This window comes from Actinacidiphila guanduensis, from assembly GCF_900103985.1.
GTDB lineage: Bacteria > Actinomycetota > Actinomycetes > Streptomycetales > Streptomycetaceae > Actinacidiphila > Actinacidiphila guanduensis.
The window spans coordinates 64,354-87,379 of sequence record NZ_FNIE01000023.1 but is presented as its reverse complement, the minus strand read 5'-3'; the positions used below and the strand labels follow the sequence as shown (position 1 = coordinate 87,379).

16 protein-coding genes, 2 pseudogenes and 2 riboswitches are annotated in these 23,026 nt (G+C 71.2%); of the genes and pseudogenes, 2 read left to right on the top strand and 16 right to left on the bottom strand.

The features are described 5' to 3' along the window. The 10 genes and pseudogenes from BLR33_RS32300 to BLR33_RS32255 all read right to left on the bottom strand — a co-directional run. Positions 1-2,400, bottom strand: a pseudogene (locus BLR33_RS32300) (DNRLRE domain-containing protein); the annotation flags it as partial. Positions 2,401-3,250: 850 nt separating this feature from the next. Beyond that, a complete protein-coding gene (locus BLR33_RS34555) occupies positions 3,251-4,351 on the bottom strand; it encodes a hypothetical protein (RefSeq protein ID WP_107408942.1) in 1,101 nt (366 codons plus the stop codon). 275 nt (positions 4,352-4,626) lie between these two features. Then, positions 4,627-6,129 carry an ATP-binding protein gene (locus tag BLR33_RS32290; protein WP_093788250.1) on the bottom strand — a complete coding sequence of 501 codons (1,503 nt, stop codon included), beginning with the start codon at positions 6,127-6,129 and terminating at the stop codon, positions 4,627-4,629. A 32-nt stretch (positions 6,130-6,161) separates the two neighbouring features. Further along, positions 6,162-6,617: a DUF6238 family protein gene (locus tag BLR33_RS32285; protein ID WP_093788248.1), complete on the bottom strand. Its 456-nt coding sequence runs from the start codon at positions 6,615-6,617 to the stop codon at positions 6,162-6,164. A gap of 38 nt (positions 6,618-6,655) precedes the next feature. Beyond that, positions 6,656-8,128, bottom strand: coding sequence for an SCO6880 family protein (locus BLR33_RS32280; RefSeq protein WP_093788246.1), 1,473 nt, complete (start codon positions 8,126-8,128; stop codon positions 6,656-6,658). 121 nt (positions 8,129-8,249) lie between these two features. Further along, positions 8,250-9,512: an SCO6881 family protein gene (locus tag BLR33_RS32275; protein ID WP_456049205.1), complete on the bottom strand. Its 1,263-nt coding sequence runs from the start codon at positions 9,510-9,512 to the stop codon at positions 8,250-8,252. Positions 9,513-9,565: 53 nt separating this feature from the next. Next, the gene (locus BLR33_RS32270; protein WP_093788244.1) at positions 9,566-10,255 is read right to left on the bottom strand and encodes a hypothetical protein; all 690 of its coding nucleotides are present in this window, start codon (positions 10,253-10,255) and stop codon (positions 9,566-9,568) included. Continuing rightward, the gene (locus tag BLR33_RS32265; protein WP_093788242.1) at positions 10,255-10,563 is read right to left on the bottom strand and encodes a DUF6112 family protein; all 309 of its coding nucleotides are present in this window, start codon (positions 10,561-10,563) and stop codon (positions 10,255-10,257) included. The genes BLR33_RS32270 and BLR33_RS32265 overlap by 1 nt, the downstream gene beginning before the upstream one ends. A 96-nt stretch (positions 10,564-10,659) precedes the next feature. Then, positions 10,660-11,802, bottom strand: a complete 1,143-nt coding sequence (locus tag BLR33_RS32260) for a C40 family peptidase (RefSeq protein WP_093788240.1) — start codon at positions 11,800-11,802, stop codon at positions 10,660-10,662. A gap of 292 nt (positions 11,803-12,094) precedes the next feature. Continuing rightward, complete coding sequence (locus BLR33_RS32255; protein WP_093788238.1) at positions 12,095-13,057, bottom strand: hypothetical protein; 963 nt, start codon at positions 13,055-13,057, stop codon at positions 12,095-12,097. A 579-nt stretch (positions 13,058-13,636) separates the two neighbouring features. Here BLR33_RS32255 and BLR33_RS32250 point away from each other — a divergent pair. After that, on the top strand, positions 13,637-14,383 hold the full coding sequence (locus BLR33_RS32250) for a DNA-methyltransferase (RefSeq protein ID WP_093788236.1): 747 nt from the start codon (positions 13,637-13,639) through the stop codon (positions 14,381-14,383). A 97-nt stretch (positions 14,384-14,480) separates the two neighbouring features. On the opposite strand, the gene BLR33_RS32245 is transcribed toward BLR33_RS32250, so the two are convergent. The 6 genes and pseudogenes from BLR33_RS32245 to gcvT form a co-directional block, all read right to left on the bottom strand. Then, complete coding sequence (locus BLR33_RS32245; protein WP_176930706.1) at positions 14,481-15,413, bottom strand: DUF5655 domain-containing protein; 933 nt, start codon at positions 15,411-15,413, stop codon at positions 14,481-14,483. A 503-nt stretch (positions 15,414-15,916) separates the two neighbouring features. Further along, positions 15,917-16,720: pseudogene (locus BLR33_RS32240) on the bottom strand (IS5 family transposase). Between the two features lie 714 nt (positions 16,721-17,434). Further along, positions 17,435-18,820: an L-serine ammonia-lyase gene (locus tag BLR33_RS32235; RefSeq protein WP_093788232.1), complete on the bottom strand. Its 1,386-nt coding sequence runs from the start codon at positions 18,818-18,820 to the stop codon at positions 17,435-17,437. Between the two features lie 114 nt (positions 18,821-18,934). Continuing rightward, complete coding sequence (gene glyA, locus BLR33_RS32230; protein WP_093788230.1) at positions 18,935-20,203, bottom strand: serine hydroxymethyltransferase; 1,269 nt, start codon at positions 20,201-20,203, stop codon at positions 18,935-18,937. An 8-nt stretch (positions 20,204-20,211) separates the two neighbouring features. After that, positions 20,212-20,592 (bottom strand): glycine cleavage system protein GcvH, encoded by a 381-nt coding sequence (gene gcvH, locus BLR33_RS32225; protein WP_093788228.1) that lies wholly within the window; start codon positions 20,590-20,592, stop codon positions 20,212-20,214. Between the two features lie 118 nt (positions 20,593-20,710). Beyond that, entirely contained in the window at positions 20,711-21,826 is a 1,116-nt protein-coding gene (gcvT, locus tag BLR33_RS32220; protein ID WP_093788226.1) for a glycine cleavage system aminomethyltransferase GcvT, read from the bottom strand. A 50-nt stretch (positions 21,827-21,876) separates the two neighbouring features. Then, a riboswitch (glycine riboswitch) is annotated at positions 21,877-21,993 on the bottom strand. Continuing rightward, a riboswitch (glycine riboswitch) is annotated at positions 21,994-22,097 on the bottom strand. A 111-nt stretch (positions 22,098-22,208) separates the two neighbouring features. On the opposite strand from gcvT, the gene BLR33_RS32215 reads away from it, so the two are divergent. Beyond that, the gene (locus BLR33_RS32215; RefSeq protein ID WP_093788224.1) at positions 22,209-22,970 is read left to right on the top strand and encodes an enhanced serine sensitivity protein SseB; all 762 of its coding nucleotides are present in this window, start codon (positions 22,209-22,211) and stop codon (positions 22,968-22,970) included. The last annotated feature ends 56 nt before the right edge of the window (positions 22,971-23,026 follow it).

Genomic DNA, 23,026 nt, shown 5'->3' with positions numbered 1-23,026 from the left:
CAGCGCCGCAGGCGAACCGCCGGACACGGCCACGGGCCAGGACGCCACGGCAGAGCCGTCGGAGGACTTGGTCACGTCGCCCACCGGCACATCGTGCCAAGTGTCCATCTCGCCCTGCCGGTACTGGTAGGTCACGCCCGTGTAGGTGTCCTTGCCCGTCGAGGTGAGGCTCACCCGGCGGGCCGGGCGGTCACCGTCCGCGGGCGAGGTCAGCCCGACCGTACCGACCCCGAAGTCGTACTCGGTGGCGGCAGCCGATATGTTGCCCGCCGAGTCGATCGTCCGCGCGTACAACTTGTGCCAGCCCTCAGCCGGGTTGACCGTGACGGTCTCGGGGTCACCCCCGTTGCCGTCCACGGTGTCCCACACCCTGCTGGTCGCGTTCGGATCGTCCAGCCCCCACGCGTAACCCATACCGTCCGTACTGGTCGTACTGAACGTGCACTGCGCCCCACCGGACGCAGCGGTCGTCCACGTGCTCTGCGTGTACGGATCACACGAGATCGACGGAGCGGCCGGCAGACCGGTGTTCATCGCGAACACGGTGTAGGCCGACCACGGCCCGTACACCGACCCGTCATAGCCGCGCACCCGCAACCGCAAGTGCTTGGCGGCAGGGAACGCCGATGCGGACGGCACGGTCAGCTTCGCCGTCCCGCCCGAAGCCACCGACGCGGACGTGGCCGTGTAGGAATAGGTCGTGTCGGCGAACGCCGGGTCTGCCGTCACCTCGAACTGCGCCTGCACGCTGGAGGCGTCCGCGTCCGTGATCTTCGCCGACAGCACCGGCGTCAACGAGGTGGCATACCGCTTGCCGCTGTAGGGGTTGACGTTCGACGGAGAGACGGCCACCGAAGAGGCCGACGCATAGGCGTCGTAGGTGATGGAGAACGTCGGGTTGGACGCGAACCGCACGAAGTCCGTGTCGTCGGTCTCCGTCGCGTTGAACAGACCCAGCGTCCAGTTGGTGTTGTGGATGTTCGCGATGTACTGCATCCCCGACGTCACGTCGAAGGCGACCGGCAGGTTCGGGCTGCTGCTGGTCGTGGTGAACGTCGCCGACGCGTTCGGATTCGGGTAGTTCGGGTTCGCACCGCTCTGGCTCTTGGCCGGCGGGGCGCTCCAGGTGGTCGAGGAGCTTATCGACCCGGTGGAGAACACGTTCACGGTCGTCGAGTTCGGCCCGCTCGCGGCTGCTTTGGCCACCGTCGTGTTGAACTTCGCCGACAGGACGTGCGCCCCGTAGACCGACGACGGCACACCCAGGTTGACGTACGTCCGCTCGATCCCCGTCGGCGACGAGAAGCCCTGGTAGCCCACGCCCAGGCCGCCGTTGTCCGTGGTGTCCCAGTTGGACGTGTTCGGGTATCCCTGCTGGACCTCGTCGAAGTGCAGCGTCGAACCGGACGCCGAATGCGTCACGAACGTCGGGTCGATGAACACCGGGAAATGCGTGCCCTTGCCCGTCAACAGCCCCTGATCCGGCACCATCACCAACCGGTGCCCGCGCAGCGTCGTCCTCACCCGCGCTTGCCGGGCGAACTGGCCGGCACCGTGCACCGACGACGCCCAGCCCTGAGCCTTCGCGGAAGCTGACTTCACCGTGAACGCCGCGTCCGACGCGACGTTACCGGTGTCAGCGGTGGCCCCGGTGTCAGCCTCGGTGGAGGAGTCCCACATCACCGGCGCGGGCGAGGTGATCACCGCCCGCCCCGAGGAGTCCGTCACCGTCGTGTTGCCCGCCGCGTCCGTCGCCACCGTCAACCCCGTCGACGCCGACAGCGTCAACGCCAGCGACGCCAACGCCGGATCGGCCGCCGCCGTCGCGTTCTTGACGACCAGCGTCTCCTCAATCCCGCCCGCGACCGTGACGGTCACATCCAGATCCACGCCCGACGCGAGCACGTCCGGATACGTCGCCGTCGCCCCCGACAGCGTCGGGGTCGGCAGCACCGACGGCCACGACAGCGTCAACGTCTTGCCGTCCACCGTCATCGTCGCCAGCCGCGTACCGCCGCCACCGGACAACGTCAGCGCGGACTCCGTCACCGCCGGAGCCACACTGCCATCGGCCGTCCGCGCCAGCGTCGCATCCACCGGCACCCACGAACCGCCCCGCTTCACCCGCACCGGCAACGCCGACACGCTGTACGACAACGAACCATCCGGCTCGGCGAACGTCTGCGACGCGTCCGTCCGGTCGTCCAGCACTTCGACCGCACGATCCTGCAACCGCGCCATCAGCAGCGCCGACGCCTCGTCGGATGCCTGCGCGGGCCCCGACGTGCCCGCCGCGTCGACCGGCTCGACCTGCGACCGCTCCGCGGCCCTCGGCACCGCGGCGGCAAGCGCCACCCCGCCGTCCCCCGCGACGGTCACCGCCTCGACGGCCAGCGCCATCACTGCCACACACGCCACCCGCCGCAACCACGCCGGCGCCGGCAACCCTCCGAACGGGCCCCTCGGCGCACCGCGCCGAGCCCCCCACCCTCCGAACACAAGCCCTCCCCACATCGCTGAGCCACAGACGATCCACAGCTCAGGAAAACCGAGGAATCTTCACACATCCTCGACACCCAGGTAAGCCAGGCGGAGGTGCAGATTTCACCGATAGGTGCTGAGAGTCAACGATCACCCAGGAGAGGGCAAAGGTTCCGGCAGACCGCCCGGCCGGCCAGTCGGGCAAACGCCGCACAAGGGCCGTCCTCCGTCAAGCACCGGCAAACAAACCACACTTGCTGGTGGCAAACGCCACATAGCCGATTGGCGTCCCTGACCACCGGTAACCTTCCTGGCCGCCTCTGACGGGACCCCAGGTTCACCGGCCATCCGGGTTTCGAGAGCTGGCCGCCGCGGACGAAGTCCTCCCAGGTCGCCCGATGTCGGGTTGGTGCCGGCCGTCGTCCATGGTCAGCGCGCACAACCGCTCGACGGCGCACCGGTCTCGTCCACCCGGCGGTTCGGCCTGGACCAGTTCGTCCAATCAGGCGGGCGTGCAGGAGGTCCAGCAGCGACCCGTGCCCCTCGAGGTCCGTCGAGGCATGGCTCTGGCCGTACTCCAAGTTCTCAACTGGGGCTGCCAATCGGTTGGTCTACTCATCCGGTCTCCGCGCCCGCCATACCGGCCCCCGGGGCGGTTTCCGCAGCCTCCGGCCGCCGATCAACCGGCCCGCGCCCGCCGAGCAGGCGCTGTGCCAGCGGTCAGATGTGGATCTGGGGGATGCTCGAAGGGGCGGATGCAGGACGGAGGTCAGCGGCCAGGAGTGTGCGGCGGTGCCGGGAGCCAGGATGGCGGAGTGGGCGCAGCATGCGTCGGCAGCCGAGTGCCGCGCTTGGGCGTAGCCGCGGCGGTGGTGGAGCGTGCTCGCGCGGCGGCGGCACGGGCCGCGCTGACCTTCCTTTCCTGGGCCTGTTGCCGCTCGGCGTCGTGGATGGCGTGGAGCACTGGGGTGAAGTCGATGAAGGTGGTGATGGCGTGCCAGGCTTCGGCGTTGCGGGTTTCGAGGGCGTTGTTGAAGGCGCGCCAGCGGCCTGGGCCGGTTCGGTGGTTGAGGATGTCGGCCAGGTAGGTGTCCCAGTCGTCGCGGATGCGGGTGCCTTCGGCCAACGCGCCGTTCAGCTCGCGCAGTTGGTGGCTCCATCGGCCTGTGGTGGTGGCCGGGAAGGTCAGGGTGGTGAGCGCAGCTTGGGCGTCGTGGATGGCTGCGGGGCCGTGGAAGAGGAAGGTCTCGAAGGGGGTCCAGGCTTCGGCGTCGCGTTGGACCTGGCGGGCGCCATAGGCGTCTTCGTCGAGGGGGACGCCGTGCTCGTCGCACAGGGAGTCGGAGATGGCGTCCCATTCGGCGAGGGCTTCTTGGGCGAGCAGGTGCGCTTCCTCCAGCGCGGGGCCGCGCACCGTCGCGACGGCCTGCCGGTAGCGGGGGAGGAAGCGGCGCTCGATGGCTGCTGCCGCGCGGGCGGGGTCGGCGGGGACGGCGATGCCGTCGGGTGCGTGGTGGAGGTGAAGGGTGCCGGTGAGGCCGGGTGGTGCGAGGGCGGCGACGAGGAACTGTCCGGGGCGGCGGGGGCGGGGGAGGACGATGAGGAGTTCTTTGTCGGGGCCGTCGAGCAGGGCGGCTTCTTCCTGGGCGAAGTTCAGCAGGGCCCACTCGACGTGGTTGTGGTCCCAGAGCCTGTCCATGGCGTCGGCGTAGGTGGGGCTGTAGGCGAAGGGGGCCTTGGTGGCGGCGTTCCAGGAGCCGGGGAGTCGGTGGGCGAGGGCGTCGCTGAAATCCCGCAGTCGGCCTGCGGCGCGGTCATGGCGGGTCAGGGCAGCGTGGAGCGGAGGAGCGTTCGGTTCGGGTGCGGTCATGGCGAGTCCAATGCGGGCCGTCGGGAGCGGATGAGCAGGTCTGCGTGGGGCGGCCTCTGCCGGTGCGGGGCACGGCGGGTTCCTCCTGATCTGCCGTCAGCGGCTGCGTGCGGGGTGTCGGGATGGGGTGAAGCCGGGGGCGGCCCAGGCGGGTGGTTGAGCGCTGGGGCTTCGGGGCTGGCCGGTTGCCGACGGCGGAGAAGGACGCGGCTACGGCCGCTGGCGACTGAACAGTGGCACCGGCCGCTGAGCGCGACTTCGAGGGCTGGGCGCCCTCAGCGCATCCGGGCATCGGTGTCGAACAACTGCCGCTCTGCCGGGTGCAGCAGGTGCTGGGTGATGAAGCTGCGGCCTGCGACTTTCCACAGACCGCGGCCTTTGGTGAGGGCGGAGACGGCTTGGGTTTCGACGCCGGTCAGGCCGAGCAGGGAGGCTGCGGCGGCGAGCTGGTCGGGTTCCTGGCGGTAGATGATGCGGGTGGAGCAGTCGGCGAGCAGGCCCTCGGCCAGGACGCGGCCGCGGGATCCGGCGTCACCTGCGGACAGCAAGTCGCTGAGCCGGTGAATGACCATCAGGTTGGCGATGCCCAGGCCGCGGGAGAGTTTCCACTGGGACTGCATCCGCTCCAGCAGGCCGATGTGCCGCATGACGCGCCATGCCTCGTCGTAGATCACCCAGCGCCTGCCGCCGTCGGGGTCGGCGAGAGCGGCTTCCATCCAGGCGGAGGCGCAGGTCATGGCGAGGACGAGGGCGGTGTCGTCGCCGGCGCCGCCGAGGCGGGACAGGTCGATGGACAGCATCGGCGTGGCCGGGTCGAAGGTGACGGTGGAGGGGGCGTCGAACATGCCGGACAGGTCGCCGTGGACGAGGCGGCGCAGGGCGTGGGCGAGGTCCTGGGCGGCTTCGGCGAGGTGGCCGGCCTGGTCGGGGAGGGCGGCGTCGAGGTGGGCGGGGGAGGCGAGGACGTAGGCGACCTGCCCGAGCAGTGGTTCGGCGCGCTGGGTGGCGGCGTGGGCGACGACCTGGTCCAGGGCGATGTCGAGGGCGGTGTGCTCCATCGGCTGCAGGTCGCGGCCGAGGACGGTGCGGGCGAGGCCGGCCAGGAGCAGGAGGCGGCGCTTGCGGGTCTCGGTGGCCCAGTCGGCTTCGCTGACGGCCGCGGGTTTGGCGGGGGCGTCCAGGGGGTTCAGCCGGCCGGGCAGGCCGGGGCCGAGGGCGATGGTGTAGCCGCCCAACGCCTCGGCGACGGGGCTCCATTCGCCTTTGGGGTCGCAGGGGACGTAGACCTTGTAGCCGTGGGCGATGGCCCTGGTGGCGATGGACTTGGCGAGGGCGGACTTGCCCATGCCGATGATGCCGGCGAGCACCGCGTTGGGGTTGGTGAAGCCCTCGATGCGGCCGGAGCTGTACAGGGAGAACGGGTCGTAGCAGAACGCGGCTTCGGCGTGGACGTCGCGGCCGATGAAGATGCCCTCGGCTCCGAGGCCGCCTTCGGCGAGGAAGGGGTAGGCGCCGGCGACGGTGGCGGTGGTCATGCGGTGGGCGGGCAGGCGCAGTTTCCCGCCGCGGGCGGAGGCCGGACCGGGGCGCCCTGAGGGTGGGTAGGTCGGCCGGAGCTCCAGATCGAAGCCATCCTCGTTCTGCCGCTGGGGAGGGGTCTGGGCGCGTCGGGCCTGGCGGCGTGCTGCGGCGAAGCCGGCGCGGGCGGCGCGCTGCTGGGCCCGGGAGGACTTGCGGGGAACGAACAGGGGGGAGGCGCTGGCGCGGGTGCGGGGCATGGGGTTTCTCCCGACAGGCGGTGGGGGGCGGGTCAGTGGCGGATGAGGCCGGTGAACGGGGCGTGCAGGTCAGCGGGGGTGCTGCGGCGCCGCACCAGCCGGGCAGCGGTCTGATGGCGCTGGCAGATCGTCAGCTCCGGTGCGCCCTCGGGGAGGCCGGCCCTGCACGCCTCGCGGTCGGGAATGTCCCTGGAGCCTGGCCGGGGGGCTGAGTGGTAGGCGGCGTGGAGGTGATCGGCGGCCTGCCAGATCCGCGTGCGGGCGGCACCCAGGCAGTCGCCCTCGACCGGCATGAGGGTGCCGGTGCGCTGGGCGTGGGCGTCGAGCAGCTCGTAGACGGCGACCAGGTGCTCGTGCAGCGAATCCAGTTCTGCCCGGGGGGCGGCGAGCGGGGCGGCCGGGAGGTTGAGAGCGCGGTGGAAGTCGATGGCGGCAGTGGCGAAGGGCACGAAGTCCTGCGCGGTCGGCGTACTGGCGGTGCGGGACATGGGAGGTGCTCTTTCGGTGGGAAGGGGTGGGGCCGGCATCAGGCGGACAGAGCGAGGGGCACGGCGGCGGCGGTGAACGCCTCGGCCTGCTGCCAGCGCAAGGCCCGCAGGTCGAGCTGCGCGCCGACGGCCGCGGTCTCCACGACCGCGCACGCCGCTCGTAGTTCGTCCTCGGTGTCCGCGCTTACGGTGAGCAGGCCGGTCAGAGCGACGTCGGCGTGGCCGGCGATGAGCTGGCGTTCGCGGGCCTTGATGTCGGCGTATTCGATCGCGTCGGCTTCGGAGTCGACCTGGCCGCGCCGGGTGCGCTCGGCGGCGTCCGCGATCACGGATGCCTTCTTGCGCTGGACGTCGCGCAGGGCTGCGTCCAGGCTCTTCGGCTCGTAGGACAGCGAGAGGGTGCGGCGGACCCCGGCGGTGAAAAGCAGCTGGTGGAGGAAGCCCGCGCTGGTCTGGATGCGGGGCCAGTTCTCGATCCAGTAGGTGGTGTGGAAGGCGGTGTCGGTGGCGATGTGGTCGGCGGACTCCACCACCACGACGGGCCCTGCGGCGCCTGGGTCGGCCGCCGGGCGGCCGGAGGCGGACCAGCGGTCCAGCGCGGCGAGGGCTTTGGGGTCGTAGGCGGTGCGGACGACGGCGGCGATCTCGGTGGCGGTCAGCCAGCCTGCGGGGTTGAGGCCGGCGGTTCGGGTGGCCTGCTCGAAGGTGGAAGTCAGCTGGGCCAGTACGGAGAAGGCCCCGGTCAGTCCGCCGCCCGCCTGACTGATCAGCCGCCGGGCAGCCTTGGCGTCGAGCGACACCGCGACGTATGCCTCGTGCGGGGCGGCGGCCGGCCCGGCGGAGGCGATCAGCTCGCTGTAGAGCGGGCCCGCTACGGGCGTGTTCGGGGTGCCGTGCTCCTGCCAGTACCGGCGTAGGGCGTCGCCGCTGTCGGGAATGGTGCGCTCGAGGACCTGGATGCGGGCGACGTGGCCGGTGCGGGCGAGCGCGGCCAGGGCTCGTCCCCAGCCGGCCACGTTGGCGTTCTGCGTGCCCGGGTCGAGCAGGGCGTAGGCGCGGCTGCTGACCTTCACGACGGCGGTCAGGGTGCCTGTGCCCGGGTGGTGGACGGCTCCGTACCGCCGGTCGGGGGCGGTGACCACCCGCAGCGAGGCGGCGGTGCCGGGCAGGTGGAGCAGCCCCTCGCGCCGGGGGCGGCTGGCGGGGCGGGCCAGCCAGACCAGCTGGCCCCGCATCCGGCGCAGGGCGTAGCGGGCGACGATGGGCGTCCAGTCGGCCAGGCTCCGGCCCTGGGAGCGGACGAAGACCAGCAGCAGGATCGTGGCCCACAGCGGGATGAGTTCCAGGGCGCCGACCACGCCCCGGGTGAGCATGACGGCCAGGAGCAGCAGCCCGGTGAGGGTGACGACGATCAGCTGCGGAGCGGTCAGGCCCAGCAGGATGCCCCTGCGGCTGCGGTGCGGGAACTTGACGGTGGCCGGGGCACCTTCGGCGGTGTGGTTGTCGGTCATAGCGGTTCCAGAAGGTAGAAGCGGAGGGGCGAGAGTGTGGCCGGTCTTACCGGTGGGGTGCGGGGGAAAGGGGGCGGACTGCACGCTGGGGATCGCTGCCCGCCCCCGAACGGGCGACCGGTCAGGATTCGGCAGGCGGCCCCATCGCTCCCGGGTCGGAGCGGACGGCAGTCGGAACTGATGCGCCAGAGGTGCCGCCTTCGGCACCTCCCGTGTCAGCGGCGGCGGGCCGGTTGATCAGCGGGGGGATGCCGGGTCGCTGGATGAGCGCGCGGCCCTTGTCACCGGTGGCCTTGTTGTCCTCGCCGTAGCGGAAGGTGGTCTTCGGCCGTGGGGTGCCGTCGATGCCTTCCTTGCTGAGGTGCGCGCCAGCGGGGTTGATACCGGTGGCGACGCCGTCGGCCCCGGCACCTGGCACCTGGTTGGGCCCCTGCGGTGCGGGCCTGCCGACTCCGGCTTGCATGGCGAGGCTGCCCGCGGTCCTGGCTGCGCCGGCTGCGACGGTGAAGCCTGCGATGCCGGAGCGGTGGAGGTCGTCGTGGCCGCCGCTGTCGGAGGCCCAGTGGACGAACTTGTAGGTGGCGTACGGGCACAGCAGGACCAGGACCATGACGACCAGGCCCGCCATGGCATCCGACAGGGCGCCGAGGCCGTCGGCGGGGTCGGATTTGCCCATCGCGGAGACGCCGATCAGGAAGACGACGGTCATGAGCAGCTTGGAGACGATGAGGGTGGCGGTGGCTTCGATCCAGCCGCGGCGCCAGCGTTTGGCGGCTTCCCAGCCGCTGCCGGCCCCGGCGAAGACGGCAAGGGCGACGAGGATGAGTACGCCGACCTTGCGGGCGACCATGACGCCCCAGTACATGAACGCGCCGATCGCCATGCCGAAGGCGACCAGGGCGGGCACGCCCCAGCCCAGGCCGAACATCGCGCCGAGTTCGTCGACTTCGACGACGCGGCGGATCGCGTCGGCGGTGGAGGTGTGTGCGGCCTGGAAGAGGCCGTCGGACAGGGCGTCGACCACGGTGACGGCAACCGAGGTGAAGGCGATGGCGCAGAAGGAGAACAGGACGCCGATCATCGTGCCGATGGCGGCCTGGGCCAGGGCGCGTTCGTCGCGCCGCCAGGCGGCGGACATCAGCTGCAGGCAGAACGTCCCGACCGTGAGCGTGAGGCCGATGGGCAGGAGCAGTTCGTAGTTGTCGCGGAACCAGGGGGCGTTGAGGTCGATGGCGGTGGTCTCGTTCACGGCCTGGGCCGCGAGGTCGGCGGCGCTGGCGGCGAGGTCGCCGGTGGATTTGGCCAGCCAGGCGCCGATGCCGTCGGTGACGGCCTGGCCGGTGCTGGAGACGACGCCGCCGATCGTGTCGCACACGGTTGACATCAGGGGGAGATCACAGGCTCCCATGAGGGGTTCCTCTTTTCAGGAGTCGGTGGTCAGGGGGCGACGTTGGGCAGGACGCCGGCGAGCGAGCAGGGCTGGTCGGGCCGGCACTGCACGGCCAGGGTGGTGGCGCGCTGCTCGGCGCCGCCGTGCGGGGAGCCGTTCCAGGCGATCGACTGCCGGCCGGTGACGGTCACGGCGTAGACGTAGGCGGTGGTGATCGCGCCGGGGTCGGCCTGCAGGGCCTGGGTGAAGGAGGCGGGGAAGTGGGCCTCGCTCGCGGTGGCGGTGGTGTGCTGGCCCTGGTCGGCCATCCGCTCCCACAGCACGGGCGAGGGCACCTGGGCGTCGACCGAGGCACGGTCGGCGTACTTGGCCTCGCCGGTCATCCACCGGTGCAGGGCCGCCAGCAGCTCGGGCTGGGAGTAGGCGCGGGTGTCGTAGGACCACAGCGCCACCGCCGCGGCCTTCGCGAAGGCGACCGGGTCGTGCGTGGCCGGCGGGACCGGCAGCGCACCGCGCCCGCCGGGCCCCGTCACCCTCGTCGTCGTCCCCGTCGACGGCGGCAGTGCGGTGGCCGAACTCGCCGGGGGCGTCGGGGGTTTGGCGGGCGTGCGGCCGCCGCGGGTCAGATAGGCGGCGAGCCCCGCGATGGCGACGAGCAGGACCAGGACGGTGGTGCCGAGCAGGACACGGCCGCGCACGCGGGAAGTCCCGTCGGAGAAGGAGGTGGTGGAGGGCATCAGTGGACCTGCGTTCCGAGGGTGGAGAAGAACGCGACGATGCCGTTGGCGGCGCCGAGCAGGAGGGCCGCGCCTGCGGAGACCAGGACGCCCTTCTTGCCGTTGGCCTCGGCCTGGTGGCCGCCGGAGTGGTGGCCCCAGGCCCACACCCCGGCGCTGACCGCCATCGCCCCGACCACCGCGACGATCCCGAACAGGTTGATCGAGCCCATCACCTCCTTGAGCACGGACAGGCCCGGCAACCCGCCCTCGTTGGGCTTGATCCCGGGGTCGTAGGCGAGCTGGGCTGCTTTGCCGGCGAGATACATGAGGGAACTCCAGTTCGAATCAGGGCGGGTCGAGGTGCGCCGGGCATGGCGGTGCCGCGCGGCAGAAGGAGGGCAGGGGTGGGGTGGGGTGCGGGGTCAGACGATGCGGCGGGCCGCGAGGATCTGCGGCTTCCAGTCGGCGAGGGTGTTGATGTCGACCACGGCGCCGGTGTGGGGTGCGTTGACGATCAGTCCGGAGCCGATGTACATCCCGACGTGCTCCGGGGCGGCCGCAGTGCCCTCGGTGAAGAGGAGGTCGCCGGGCAGAAGGGCGTCCACCGGGACGGGCTTGCCCTGCTTGACCTGGGTGTAGGTGGTGCGTGTGAGGGCGACGCCCGCGGCCTTGTACGCCTGCTGCATCAGCGAGGAGCAGTCGCAGCGGCCCATCGGGTCCGGCCCGTGGGCGTCCGTGCACGACCCGCCCCACTGGTACGGCGTGCCGAGCTGCCCGAGCGCCCAGCGGATCGCGGTCTGCACCGCGGGCGGCGCGTCGGCGGGGATCGTGTACCCGGCCGGCACAGAGCCCGGCGGGATGACCCCGAAGCCGGCACCGTCTCCTCCGGGCGAGCAGGCGCCACCGATACCCACATGCACGACGCCAGGCGTCGAGGGCGTCGAGGGCGTCGCGGACGGGGCCGTGCTCGCGGGGGACAGGACCGCCTGGATCGCCTGCTGCAGCGCGGTCGCCAGCGGCTCCCACTTCGCGTACGCGTCCGGGACCGCCGACTTCTGCACCGCCTGGGCGGCCTGGGCGACCGACAGCGACTCCCAGCCGGGAACCTTCTCCAGTGCCTCGAAAAACGTGGTGGAGGCGTGGACCGGGTCGAGGATCTCCGTCGGGGTGCCCCAGCCCTCCGAGGGTCGCTGCTGGAACAGTCCCAGGCTGTCGCGGTCACCGTAGGTGAGGTTGCGCAGGCCGCTTTCCTGCAGCGCGGTCGCCAGCGCGACGATCTGTCCGCGGGCGGGGATGCCCATGGCCAGACCGGTGGCCTGAATGGTCTTGGCGTTGGGGACCTGCTCGGCCGGGTTGTCCAGCCCGGCAACCGCGACGGTGTCGGTGCTGCCGCCGTCCAGAATGGTCTTCACCTGCGCGGCCACCGCTGCGGTATCCACAGCCTGTGCACCACCGGTGGAACAGGAAGCCGCTGCACTCCCGGCGGTGATGCCGAGCAGGGGAACGGCCAGCAGCAGTGGACCGGCGGCAGCCAGGCCGACGACGGCTCCGGCGGTCTTCTTCATCGCCGCCACCGCCCGCTATGGCCAACGGTGCGACCAAGTAGCGGGGTTGGGCCGGGGCGTGAGTGGATTCGGGCGTGCCGAATCGGAGTGGCTTCTTGGCCGGGCGCGATGCGGGGGCGGGGGTGGGCGAGCGTGGGCATGGCGGATCCGTTCGGTTCGGATGGCGACGGGCGGGAGCGGGGGAGGGCGGGCGTGTCTGAGGGGCAGGTTCATGGGTTTCCCAGGGCGGCTTGTGGGCTGTCGTGCTGGCCGGGTGGACGCGCTCCGGCGTGGGCCTGTGGCGGTGAACTCTTCAGCGGTGGCGGACACGCGGGGGTGCGGTGTTCGGCGGGGGAGGTGCCACTGCCGGGCTGTTGTTGGCGGTTGCCGAGCGAGGTGCGGTGGGGGATATCGCCCTGGCGGCGGTGGCGCGGTCGCCGGGGGCGGCTGGTGCGGGCTCCGTAGACGCGGTCGAGATCGTGCCTACGGCGGAACCGGAGGCGCGGGCGGTCTCCGCCCCCATCCGGGCCAGGAGTTGTTCGAGGGCGCGGGCACGCTCGCTCCGAGTCCCGATTGCTTCTTCGAGCTTGGTGAGGGCCTCATCGATCGTGTCCACCAGCGGGCGGTCCACGTACCAGCGGCCGTCGGTCAGCGTGTTGACGCGCACGCGGTAGAAGAGGCAGACCGTCTGCGCGTCGGTCAGGGCGATGTGGCGTTCGCCCAGCTCGCGCAGCGCGGGATCGGCTTGCGGCTGGCCGGCGAGGGCTCGGAGTCGGTCGAGGTCGCCGGCGAGGGCTTCGATGCGGGCGTCGAAGGCGGTGAGTTCCGTCCTGGGCAACGGTGTTGTGACGGCGTCGGTGTCGTCGTCGGTCGGGGGGAGGGATTTCTCCGTGGTGCGGGTGGTGCCGGGAGCTGGGGTCAGGTGCCAGTGGGGGTCGAACATCGGGCCGTGTTCTGCCGCGGGTGCGGCGAGGCCGAGCATTGTCTCGAGTGCGTCGGCCTCGTCGTCGCGCAGTTCGATCATGTGGTTGATGGCGTCGAGTACCAGGTCGACCCGAGCGACCTGCCCGGTGTCGGGGTAGTTGTCGGCGGAGGTGAGCGAGTGCACCTGGGTGCGCAGGCGGACCAGTTCCTTCTCGGTCTCGGCGAGCCGGGTGTAGACGAACACAGCCGTGGCGTCGGATGAGTCGTGCCGGGCGCGGAAGGCGTCGATGCTGCCGAAGCGCTCGCTGAGCTGGTCGTCGTAGCGGGTGATCGGAGTGCTCGGAGCAGGCATGGCAGTCCGTTCGGAACGGGGAAACAGGTCGGGTTCAGGCTGAGGCAGTGCGGGCGAGGGCTGGCCCGGCGAGGCGATTCCTCCAGAGGCGGGCTGGCGAGCCAGGGGCGAGGGCGGTGCTGGCCGCCGACTCGGCGGCCGGCACCGCACCGGTGCAAATTCGCCCCTCAGGGGTGGGCCCGGATCACAAGGGGTTGGTAGTTCCCGGACGCCGGTCCCGGGTCATGCGCGGCAGCCGGCCGCGCTCGTAATCTCAGGCAGTGCACAAAGGCTCCTCGGGCGGCTTCGGTACGGGCGGGTGGATGTGCTGAAGTGGCACCGCTATTGGACGCGGTAGCACGTATCAGTACAGGTCAGCAGGGGTGAAGCGGTGCCCCGCCCTGATGACTTGGCGAGACAGTAGACCGGAAATACGGACGCACCAAATGACCCCCACGCAGGCCGTGGAGAGCGTCAGATCCCGTTAGGTCGGTCCGGAATTTGTGGCTACTCTCCGGCGCAACCCCTGCTCCTTGAATGGCCGCCTTGGCATTCCCCGGAGCGGGCAGTTCTCTCGCGCCCAGAGAAGAGGCTCCGCGCATGACCTACACGCTGCACCGAGGCGATGCCCTCACGGTGCTCAAGACGATCCCCGACCAGTCCGTCCACGCCGTCATCACCGACCCCCCGTACAACTCCGGCGGGCGCACCAGCTCCGACCGGACCGGCCGCACCGCCCGCGCCAAGTACGTCACCAGCAACAGCGCCCACGACCTGGCCAACTTCCCCGGCGAGAACCGAGACCAGCGCTCGTACCGGGCCTGGTTGACCGAGCTGCTCACCGAGGCATACCGCGCCGCGGTCGAGCACTCCGTCGCCATGGTGTTCTCCGACTGGCGCCAGGAACCCACTACCTCCGACGCCCTGCAGATGGCCGGCTGGACCTGGTCCGGCACGATCCCGTGGATCAAGCCCGCCAGCCGGCCGCGCAAGGGCGGCTTCAAGCAGGCATCGGAGTTCATCACCTGGGGCGTCAAGGGCACCCTCGACCACAGCCGCGATCTGTACCTGCCCGGCTACTTCATCGCCTCCCAGCCCCGCAAGGACCGCGTCCACATCACCCAGAAGCCGGTCGAGGTCATGCAGCAGCTCGTCCGCATCTGCCCCGAGGACGGCACCGTCCTCGACCCCTTCACCGGCAGCGGCACCACGGGCGTCGCCGCCCTGCGCGAAGGCCGCCACTTCGTCGGCGTCGAACTATCCGACCACTACGCCGCCATCGCCGAACGCAGGCTCCAGGCCGAACTGACCCAGGACGACTTCGTCCTGGCCGGACCGGAGGAATGACCATGAGAGCCACGAGACCGAGCCGACGGACCGCGGACACAAAAAGGGCGGCTGGTACACCGGAGAACCGGTGCTCCAGCCGCCCTTCCTCTCGCCGTCAAGCCGCCTCGAACGCCCGCCGGATCAGCAGCCCCGCCTTGTCCAGGTCAGCCGCAGACGCGATCCGAACCTCCACATCGCCCGTTCCCAGGTGCCCGATCCCGCGCATGTCGCGCGTGAAACCCTCCTCGAACTCGACCGTGTCCGGATCCAGGGTGAGATAGACCAGGATCACCCCGTGCGATGGACGGAAGAGGACCGAGGCACGGTTCACCATCAGCCGATAAGCGATGTAGTGCCGCAACCTCCGCACCTCGACCTCACCCCATGCGGTGAGTGCCTCGTCCAGCTCGCCGTACAGGTCCCGCAGGCAGTCCGGGACAAGGCACGGCTCCACCCGATCGGGAATTACCGCAGCCGGCGGCCCGGTGTCGACCACTGCGTCCCGCTCTCTGCTCCGCCGTGAGGCAGCGCCCGGCGAGCCGGGCGAGGAGTCCACCAGCAGCAGGCTGAGCAGGTCGCCCTCGAAGACGCGGTAGCGCACCAGGTCGATCCGCTCGGGCAGTCGCTGCACGGCTACACGGTCGTGGCGGGAGGAGCCGGCCGCGATGCAGACCATCCGCGGGCGGCGCCAGTCGATGGACTCGGCGGCCTCCGCGCCCAGCACCTTCCGGACGAGCGCCTCGACCTCGTGGTGCGCGGACTCCAGCCAAGACAGGTAGGAGACGGCCTGCGACAGTACCCCGCTGTCGGAGCCCTTCTTGTACTCGATCACGACCGGGCTGCCGTTCTCGTCCAGACCCAGGGTGTCGATCCGCCCCCGGTGCCACGGACCCGTCGGATACTCCGACGCCAGGAACCGGATACCGAGCATTACCTCCAGGCCGGCCTCCACCCGACGCTGCAGCTCGACCTCCAGCGCCACCGTCGTACCGGACAGCTCGACGTCCCACCCCTCCGCGTCCCGACGGAACAACATCAGCTCGGCCACAGCAGCTCCCCCTCGCAAACGATGCAAGGTAGCGAATCGCGAACGTGCCCGGGGTATTCCGCGAAGCCTGCGGTTGTACCGTCGGACTGCACGAGGCTGTACCCGGAACGCATCGGGTTCACCTGCCGAAGCTGGCATTATCGATCCCGGACTTGCAGTTGCTTCTCAACAGAACAAAGAACTGGCAAAGCTGTTGAAGGACCCTAGGTCAGGAAGGTCCTCTCCGCGCGGTCGGGGATGCTCCGTCGTTGTGGTGCCCTCTATCCACCGGACGAAGTCTTCCTCGCGCGGTGGGGTGTTCCCGGGCGGCCGCGGCTCGCCTGGCAAGCCCGAACGCGCTGACTGTACGGCTGCACCGGGCCAAGTGGCTTGGTTCGGTGGTCTCATCGGCGCCTGGGGGCCCGGCTCGGGTACGCGCCACATGGCCGCGCTTGCCGCCGACAGCTCCTGCGTCGCAAGAGCCTCTACTGGGGCTGTTCATCTGAGACGATATTGAACCTCTTTCATCCTGAATATGTGCAGGTCAGTAGTGTGTGGACGGCTTGGACGATGGTGCCGATGCGGCGGGTGGAGCATCTGGCGCGTCGGAGGAGTCGCCAGGTCTTCAGCTGTGCGAAGGCGGGTTCTCCGGGAGCCCGGAGCCGGGCGTGGTCGCGGTTGAACCGCTGGTAGTGGGCGGGTTGTTCGCGGTGGTGGTAGTAGGGGGTGCGGACGGTGGCGCCGGCGCCCTGGTAGGCGCGGTCGGCGAGGACGAGGATCTGGCGGGTCAGGCATGCTTGGACGATGCCGTGGGCTCGCGCGGCGGTCAGGTCGTGGGTGCGCCCCGGTGTGGCACGGGAGAACCACAGCGGGGTGCCGTCGGGACGGGCGATGACCTGGACGTTCATGCCGTGCTGCTTGTGTTTTTGCGAGTAGTACGGCTCGTCTGCCCTGATGCGGTCGGTGGGGATGAGGGTGCCGTCGACGATGACGAAGTCGCCCTCGCCGAGTCCGGTGAGGGCTTCGTGCAGGCCGGGCGCCCAGGAGGCCAGGACTTCCAGGGTCTCGTCCACGTACCGCCAGGCTGTGGTTTGGGATATTCCGAAACCGGCTCCGAGCTGGGAGAACGTCTCGTTCTTGCGCAGGTGGACAAACGAGCAGTGCTTGCTTGTAGCAACCGAGCCTGCGCCAGCGGGTGTTGAGCTTCCGGCGGTGCTCGTACAGCAGCCAGGAGACATGCTCCACGAGTTCGTGCGAGACATCGAGCATGGAAGGACACGGAACCAACAGGGCCTCTCGGTCGCCGGTGTGATGAGTGGAATCACCACGCCAACGACGAGGGACCGTGCCTTGTTGGAAGACGACAACCCTGGTGAACAGAGTATTCGATGCCTTCGGTGGCCATCCCGTGGTCGGACACTTTTGGGCGGCGTAACACGCGGTGGCACAGGCCCACAGGCCGTAGGCGCTCTGATCAAGCAGGACAGCGCCAAACAGCACGACAGGTCACCACACTGCGTTGGTCTGTGACCGTTCCTCTGAGCTTCGGGGCGGCGGGGTCTTTGCGTCCGCCGCGCCGAAGCTCCGCTTCCGACCGAGTCAGCGATCGGCCGCTCTTCCTCCTCGGTGAGCCCGGTGTGAGCCCGGACGCCTTTGGCAGGCGCACGATTGCCTGGTGCGCGGTGGACGGGAGTCCTCCTGGTTTGCACGGACGGGACTCGAGAGGACTTCCCGTCATCCTCCGGCACGGTCTCCGGGCGACTCATGATCCGTCGGTCGTGCTTGTGAACTACCGTGCTGCAGCTCCCGGCGCCGCAAGGTGTGAGGAAGCCCTGCCCTGCCTCGGCTTGGCGACCGTCCCCGCTGTTGAATGAAGCACTGAGTACCCCCTGGTCGAGGCCCCTGCGCAGCCTCGAATCCCAGGGACTTTTCAGGGACTTTCAGCTCTGTCGGAGGGACTTCCGAGGGACTTTCCACCGTACGAAGGCGGAAGGCTCCGACAGAGCTGAAAGACGCGAAACCCCAGGTCAGGGGCTATCGGGTCAGCATTCGATGACGTTCACCGCGAGGCCGCCGCGGGCGGTCTCCTTGTACTTGACCTTCATGTCCGCGCCCGTCTGCTTCATCGTCTTGATGACCTTGTCCAGCGAGACGTGGTGGCGGCCGTCGCCGCGCATGGCCATGCGGGCCGCTGTGACGGCCTTGACGGCGGCCATGCCGTTGCGTTCGATGCAGGGGATCTGGACCAGGCCGCCGACGGGGTCGCAGGTGAGGCCCAGGTTGTGCTCCATGCCGATCTCCGCCGCGTTCTCCACCTGTTCGGGGGAGCCGCCCAGGACCTCGGCCAGCCCGCCCGCGGCCATGGAGCACGCCGAGCCCACCTCGCCCTGGCAGCCCACCTCCGCGCCCGAGATCGACGCGTTCTCCTTGAACAGCATGCCGATCGCGCCCGCCGCCAGCAGGAAGCGCACCACCGCCTCCTCCTGCTCGGCGGCCGGGGCGGCGGGGGAGCAGACGAAGTTCAGGTAGTAGTACAGCACCGCGGGGATGATCCCGGCCGCGCCGTTCGTGGGCGCGGTCACCACGCGGCCGCCGGCGGCGTTCTCCTCGTTGACCGCCATCGCGTACAGCGTCACCCACTCCATCGCGCGCGTCGCCGGGTCGCCCTCCGCCCGCAACTGCCGCGCCGACTGGGCCGCCCGCCGCCGCACCTTCAGACCGCCCGGCAGGATGCCCTCACGGGACATGCCCCGCTCCACGCACTCCCGCATCACCCGCCAGATCTCCAGCAGGCCCGCCCGGATCTCCGCCTCGGTACGCCAGGCCCGCTCGTTCTCCATCATCAGCGCCGAGATGGAAAGGCCCGTCTCCCGCGCCAGCCGCAGCAGTTCGTCGCCGGTGCGGAAGGGGTGCCGCAGCACCGTGTCGTCCAGCTTGATCCGATCCTGGCCGACCGCGTCCTCGTCCACCACGAAGCCGCCGCCCACCGAGTAGTACGTCTTCTCCAGCAGCACCGCGCCGGCAGCGTCGAAGGCGGCCAGCGTCATCCCGTTCGCGTGGTACGGCAGCGAGCGCCGCCGGTGCAGCACCAGGTCGGTGTCGGCGTCGAAGGCGATCTCGTGCGCGCCCATCAGGCTCAGCCGGCCCCGCTCCCGCACGGCCGCGACCTCCTCGTCGGCGTGCTCGACGTCCACCGTCCGCGGCGCGTGGCCGGCCAGGCCCAGCACCACCGCCTTCGGGGTGCCGTGCCCGTGCCCGGTCGCGCCGAGCGAGCCGAACAGTTCGGCCCGCACCCGCGCGGTGTGCGCGAGCAGGCCCTCGTTCTTCAGCCGGTGGACGAAGATGCCGGCCGCCCGCATCGGGCCCACGGTGTGCGAGCTGGACGGGCCTATCCCGATCGAGAACAGGTCGAAGACGGATACGGCCACGGGAGTTCTCCAAGCAGTGCGTGCCCGGAACGGGCGGGGTGGGGGCCGGGCCCGGGGAGGTCCCCGGAGCCCCACCTCAGGGCGGCCCCGAGGCGGCCCTGAGGTGGGGCCCGGCTACGCGTACAGCGGGTAGCGGTCGGCGAGCGCGGTGACCCGTGCGCGCAGCGGCGCCCGCTCCTCCTCGGGGAAGGACGGCGACGCGGTCAGGACGGCCGCGATGATGTCGGCCACCTCCCGGAAGTCGTCCTCGCCGAAGCCCCGCGTGGCCAGCGCGGGAGTGCCGATCCGCAGCCCGGAGGTGACCATCGGCGGCCGCGGGTCGTTCGGCACCGCGTTGCGGTTGACGGTGATGCCGACCTCGTGCAGCCGGTCCTCGGCCTGCTGGCCGTCGAGCGCGGAGTCGCGCAGGTCCACCAGGACCAGGTGCACGTCCGTGCCGCCGGAGAGCACCGAGATGCCCGCCTGCGCCAGGTCCGGCGCCGACAGCCGCTCGGCGAGCAACTGGGCGCCCTCCAGCGTACGGGCCTGCCGGTCGCGGAACTCGTCGGTCGCCGCCGCCTTGAAGGCCACCGCCTTCGCGGCGATGACGTGCTCCAGCGGCCCGCCCTGCTGGCCCGGGAAGACCGCGGAGTTGATCTTCTTCGCCAGCTCCGCCGTGGACAGGATCACCCCGCCGCGCGGCCCGCCGAGCGTCTTGTGGGTCGTGGTGGTGACCACGTGCGCGTACGGCACCGGCGAGGGGTGCAGCCCGGCCGCGACCAGGCCGGCGAAGTGCGCCATGTCCACCATCAGATACGCGCCGACCTCGTCGGCGATCCGGCGGAACTCCGCGAAGTCCAGCTGCCGCGGGTACGCCGACCAGCCCGCCACGATCAGCTGCGGCCGGTGCTCCTTGGCCAGCGCCTCGACCTCGGCCATGTCCACCAGGCCGGTGGCCGCGTCCACGTGGTAGGGCGCCACCTTGTAGAGCTTGCCGGAGAAGTTGATCTTCATGCCGTGGGTCAGGTGGCCGCCGTGCGCCAGGTCCAGGCCGAGGATCGTGTCACCGGGCTTGAGCAGGGCGAACATCGCGGCCGCGTTGGCCTGCGCGCCCGAGTGCGGCTGGACGTTGGCCGCCTGCGCGCCGAACAGCTCCTTGACCCGGTCGATCGCCAGCTGCTCGATGACGTCCACGTACTCGCAGCCGCCGTAGTAGCGCCGCCCGGGGTAGCCCTCGGCGTACTTGTTGGTCAGCACCGAGCCCTGCGCCTGGAGGACCGCGGCCGGCGCGAAGTTCTCCGAGGCGATCATCTCCAGCGTGGACTGCTGGCGGCGCAGCTCGGCGTCCACCGCCTCGGCCACGTCCGGGTCGAACTCGTGCAGCGACTGGTTCAGCAGCGACATGGCGGCCCTCAGCCCTCGATGAAGACGTCGTACTCGGCGGCCGAGAGCAGGTCCGCGGCCTCGTCGGTCACCCGCACCCGGAACAGCCAGCCGCCCTCGAAGGGCGCGGAGTTCACCAGCGACGGGTCGTCGACCACGTCCTGGTTGGTCTCGGTCACCTCGCCGGACACCGGCGAGTACAGGTCGCTCACCGACTTGGTGGACTCCAGCTCCCCGCAGGTCTCGCCCGCCGTGACGGTCGCGCCGACCTCGGGGAGCTGGACGAAGACGACGTCGCCGAGCGCGTCGGCGGCGTGCGAGGTGATGCCCACCGTGGCCACCCCGTCGGCCGGGGCCGAGACCCACTCGTGTTCCTTGCTGTAGCGCAGCTGCTCAGGGTTGATGCTCATGGCTGGATTCTCCCGGATACGTCGAGGTGGTGCGGCGCACGGCACACGTACGCGCGCGGTCGGGCGGCGGCCCGGTGGCGGCCGCCGCAGTCGAGGGGGCGTGGCGGCGGGGGGGCCGTCAGCGCTCGCGGCGGTAGAACGGCAGCGCCACGACCCGGTGCGGCTCGCGCGAGCCGCGGATGTCCACGGCCACCCCGGGCGTGCCCGGCTCGGCGTGGGCCGCGTCCACGTACGCCATCGCGATCGGCACGCCGAGGGTCGGCGAGGGCGCCCCCGAGGTCACCTCGCCGATGACCGCGCCGGCCGCGTCGGTGACCTGGTACCCGGCCCGCGGCACCCGGCGGCCCTCGGCGACCAGGCCCACCAGGGTGCGCGGCGGGGTCTGCTCGGCCCGGGCGGCGGCCGCGGTCAGGGCCTCGCGGCCCACGAAGTCGCCCGGCTTGTCGAACTTCACCACCCGGCCGAGCCCGGCGTCGAAGGGGGTGACCGCCGCGGTCAGCTCATGCCCGTACAGCGGCATGCCCGCCTCCAGGCGGAGCGTGTCCCGGCAGGACAGGCCGCAGGGGACCAGGCCGGCCGGGCGGCCCGCCTCGGTGATCGCCCGCCACAGCGGCTCGGCGTCTGCGGGCGCCACGAACAGCTCGAAGCCGTCCTCGCCGGTGTAGCCGGTGCGGGCGATCAGCGCCGGCACCCCGGCCACGGTGCCGGGCAGCCCGGCGTAGTACTTCAGGCCGTCGAGGTCGGCGTCGGTGAGCGAGGCCAGGATGCCGGGCGCCTGCGGGCCCTGGACGGCCAGCAGCGCGTACGCCTCCCGGTCGTCGCGGACCTTCGCGTCGAAGCCGGCGGCCCGCAGCGCGAGCGCGTCCAGCACGGTCTGGGCGTTGGAGGCGTTCGCGACGACCAGGTACTCCTGCTCGGCGAGGCGGTAGACGATCAGGTCGTCCAGGATGCCGCCGTCGGGCGCGCAGATCATCGTGTAGCGGGCCCGGCCGACCGCGAGGGCGGACAGGTGGCCGACCAGCGCGTGGTCCAGGGCGGCGCCGGCCTGCGGGCCGGTGACGGTGATCTCGCCCATGTGGGACAGGTCGAACAGGCCCGCCCGGGTGCGTACGGCCTGGTGCTCCTCGCGCTCGCTGGCGTAGCGCAGCGGCATGTCCCAGCCCGCGAAGTCGGTCATGGTCGCGCCGAGGGCGCGGTGCAGCGCGTCGAGCGCGGTCCTGCGGGGTTCGCTCATCGGTGTGGACACTCCCAGGTGTGGCGGGCCGCGGCCGGGCGGCTGCCCGGCCCTCCCCATCTGTCATCGGAACCTGAGAGGTTCACCGTGAACCCGCCACACGGCGGGTGCCGGCTTGCACCTTGGGTGGGAGGGCCGCGCACGGCGCCTCCGCTTTTCAGATCTGCCTCGCCCGCGCGGTATCGGTGCCTGAGAGATTCAAGGGAGTGCTTGCTCCTTCGGCGCCCGGGTCCGCCGGTCGGGCGGTCCGGGACTCTCCCGCGCGGCCTCCAACGGCCGGTATAGAAGTTGTGCGCTCATCATTGCATGCCCGGGCGGGCGGCAGCGGCTAGGGTTTCCCGCGGCGCGTACGACAGTGGCACATGGGCGGACAAGGGTGGACATGGAGAATCCGGCACCGTACATATGGCCGGCGAACGAGCTGGAGGAGGTGCTCAGCGCCAGCCTGGGCAACCCCTCGGCCACGCCGCGGCTGATCGAGGTGCTCGCCAGGTCCGTGGTGTGGGTGCCGCTGCCGAACGGCGGCGGGCCGGGCGCCGCCGACCTGGACCTGCCGACCGTCCAGCTGGGCGGCGCTCCTTACGTCCCCGTCTTCAGCTCCGAGCAGCAGTTCCGGCAGGCCGCCGACGGCATGGCCTGCACGGTGGCGCCGGTGCACGAGTTCGCCCGCGGGCTGCCGCCCATGGTGGGCATCGCCGTCAACCCCGGCGGGGCCGTCGGCGTGCCGCTGCCGCCGGCCGCCGTCGCGGACCTGTGCCGGCCCACGGCCGCCGAGCGCGGCCTCGGGGTGCGCGGCGCCGACGCGCCCTCCGGCGCCCGGGTACGGCTGTGGGAGCCGGACCCCGAGGGCGAACCGGTGGACTTCCTCGCGCTCGCCGCCGGCGAGTTCGCCGTCACCCCCGTCGTGCTCACCGCCCGCCGGGCGCTCGCCGCGGTGGAGGACCAGCCGACCGGGCTCTTCGTCGGCGTGGAACTCGACCGCTGGCAGGAGGAGGACCGGGCGGCCGCGCTCGACGCCCTCGGCCGGGCTCTCGGGGCCGCCCCGCTGCCCTGGGAGGTCCACCTGATCCTGCTGGACGTCGCCCAGGACCCGGTCGGCGACTGGATGCTGGACACAGTGGTGCCCTTCTACACGCGGGACTGACCACGCGGCCCACCGGTGCCGTTTAGGCGGCCTATATGCCGCCTTCATCCGGAACC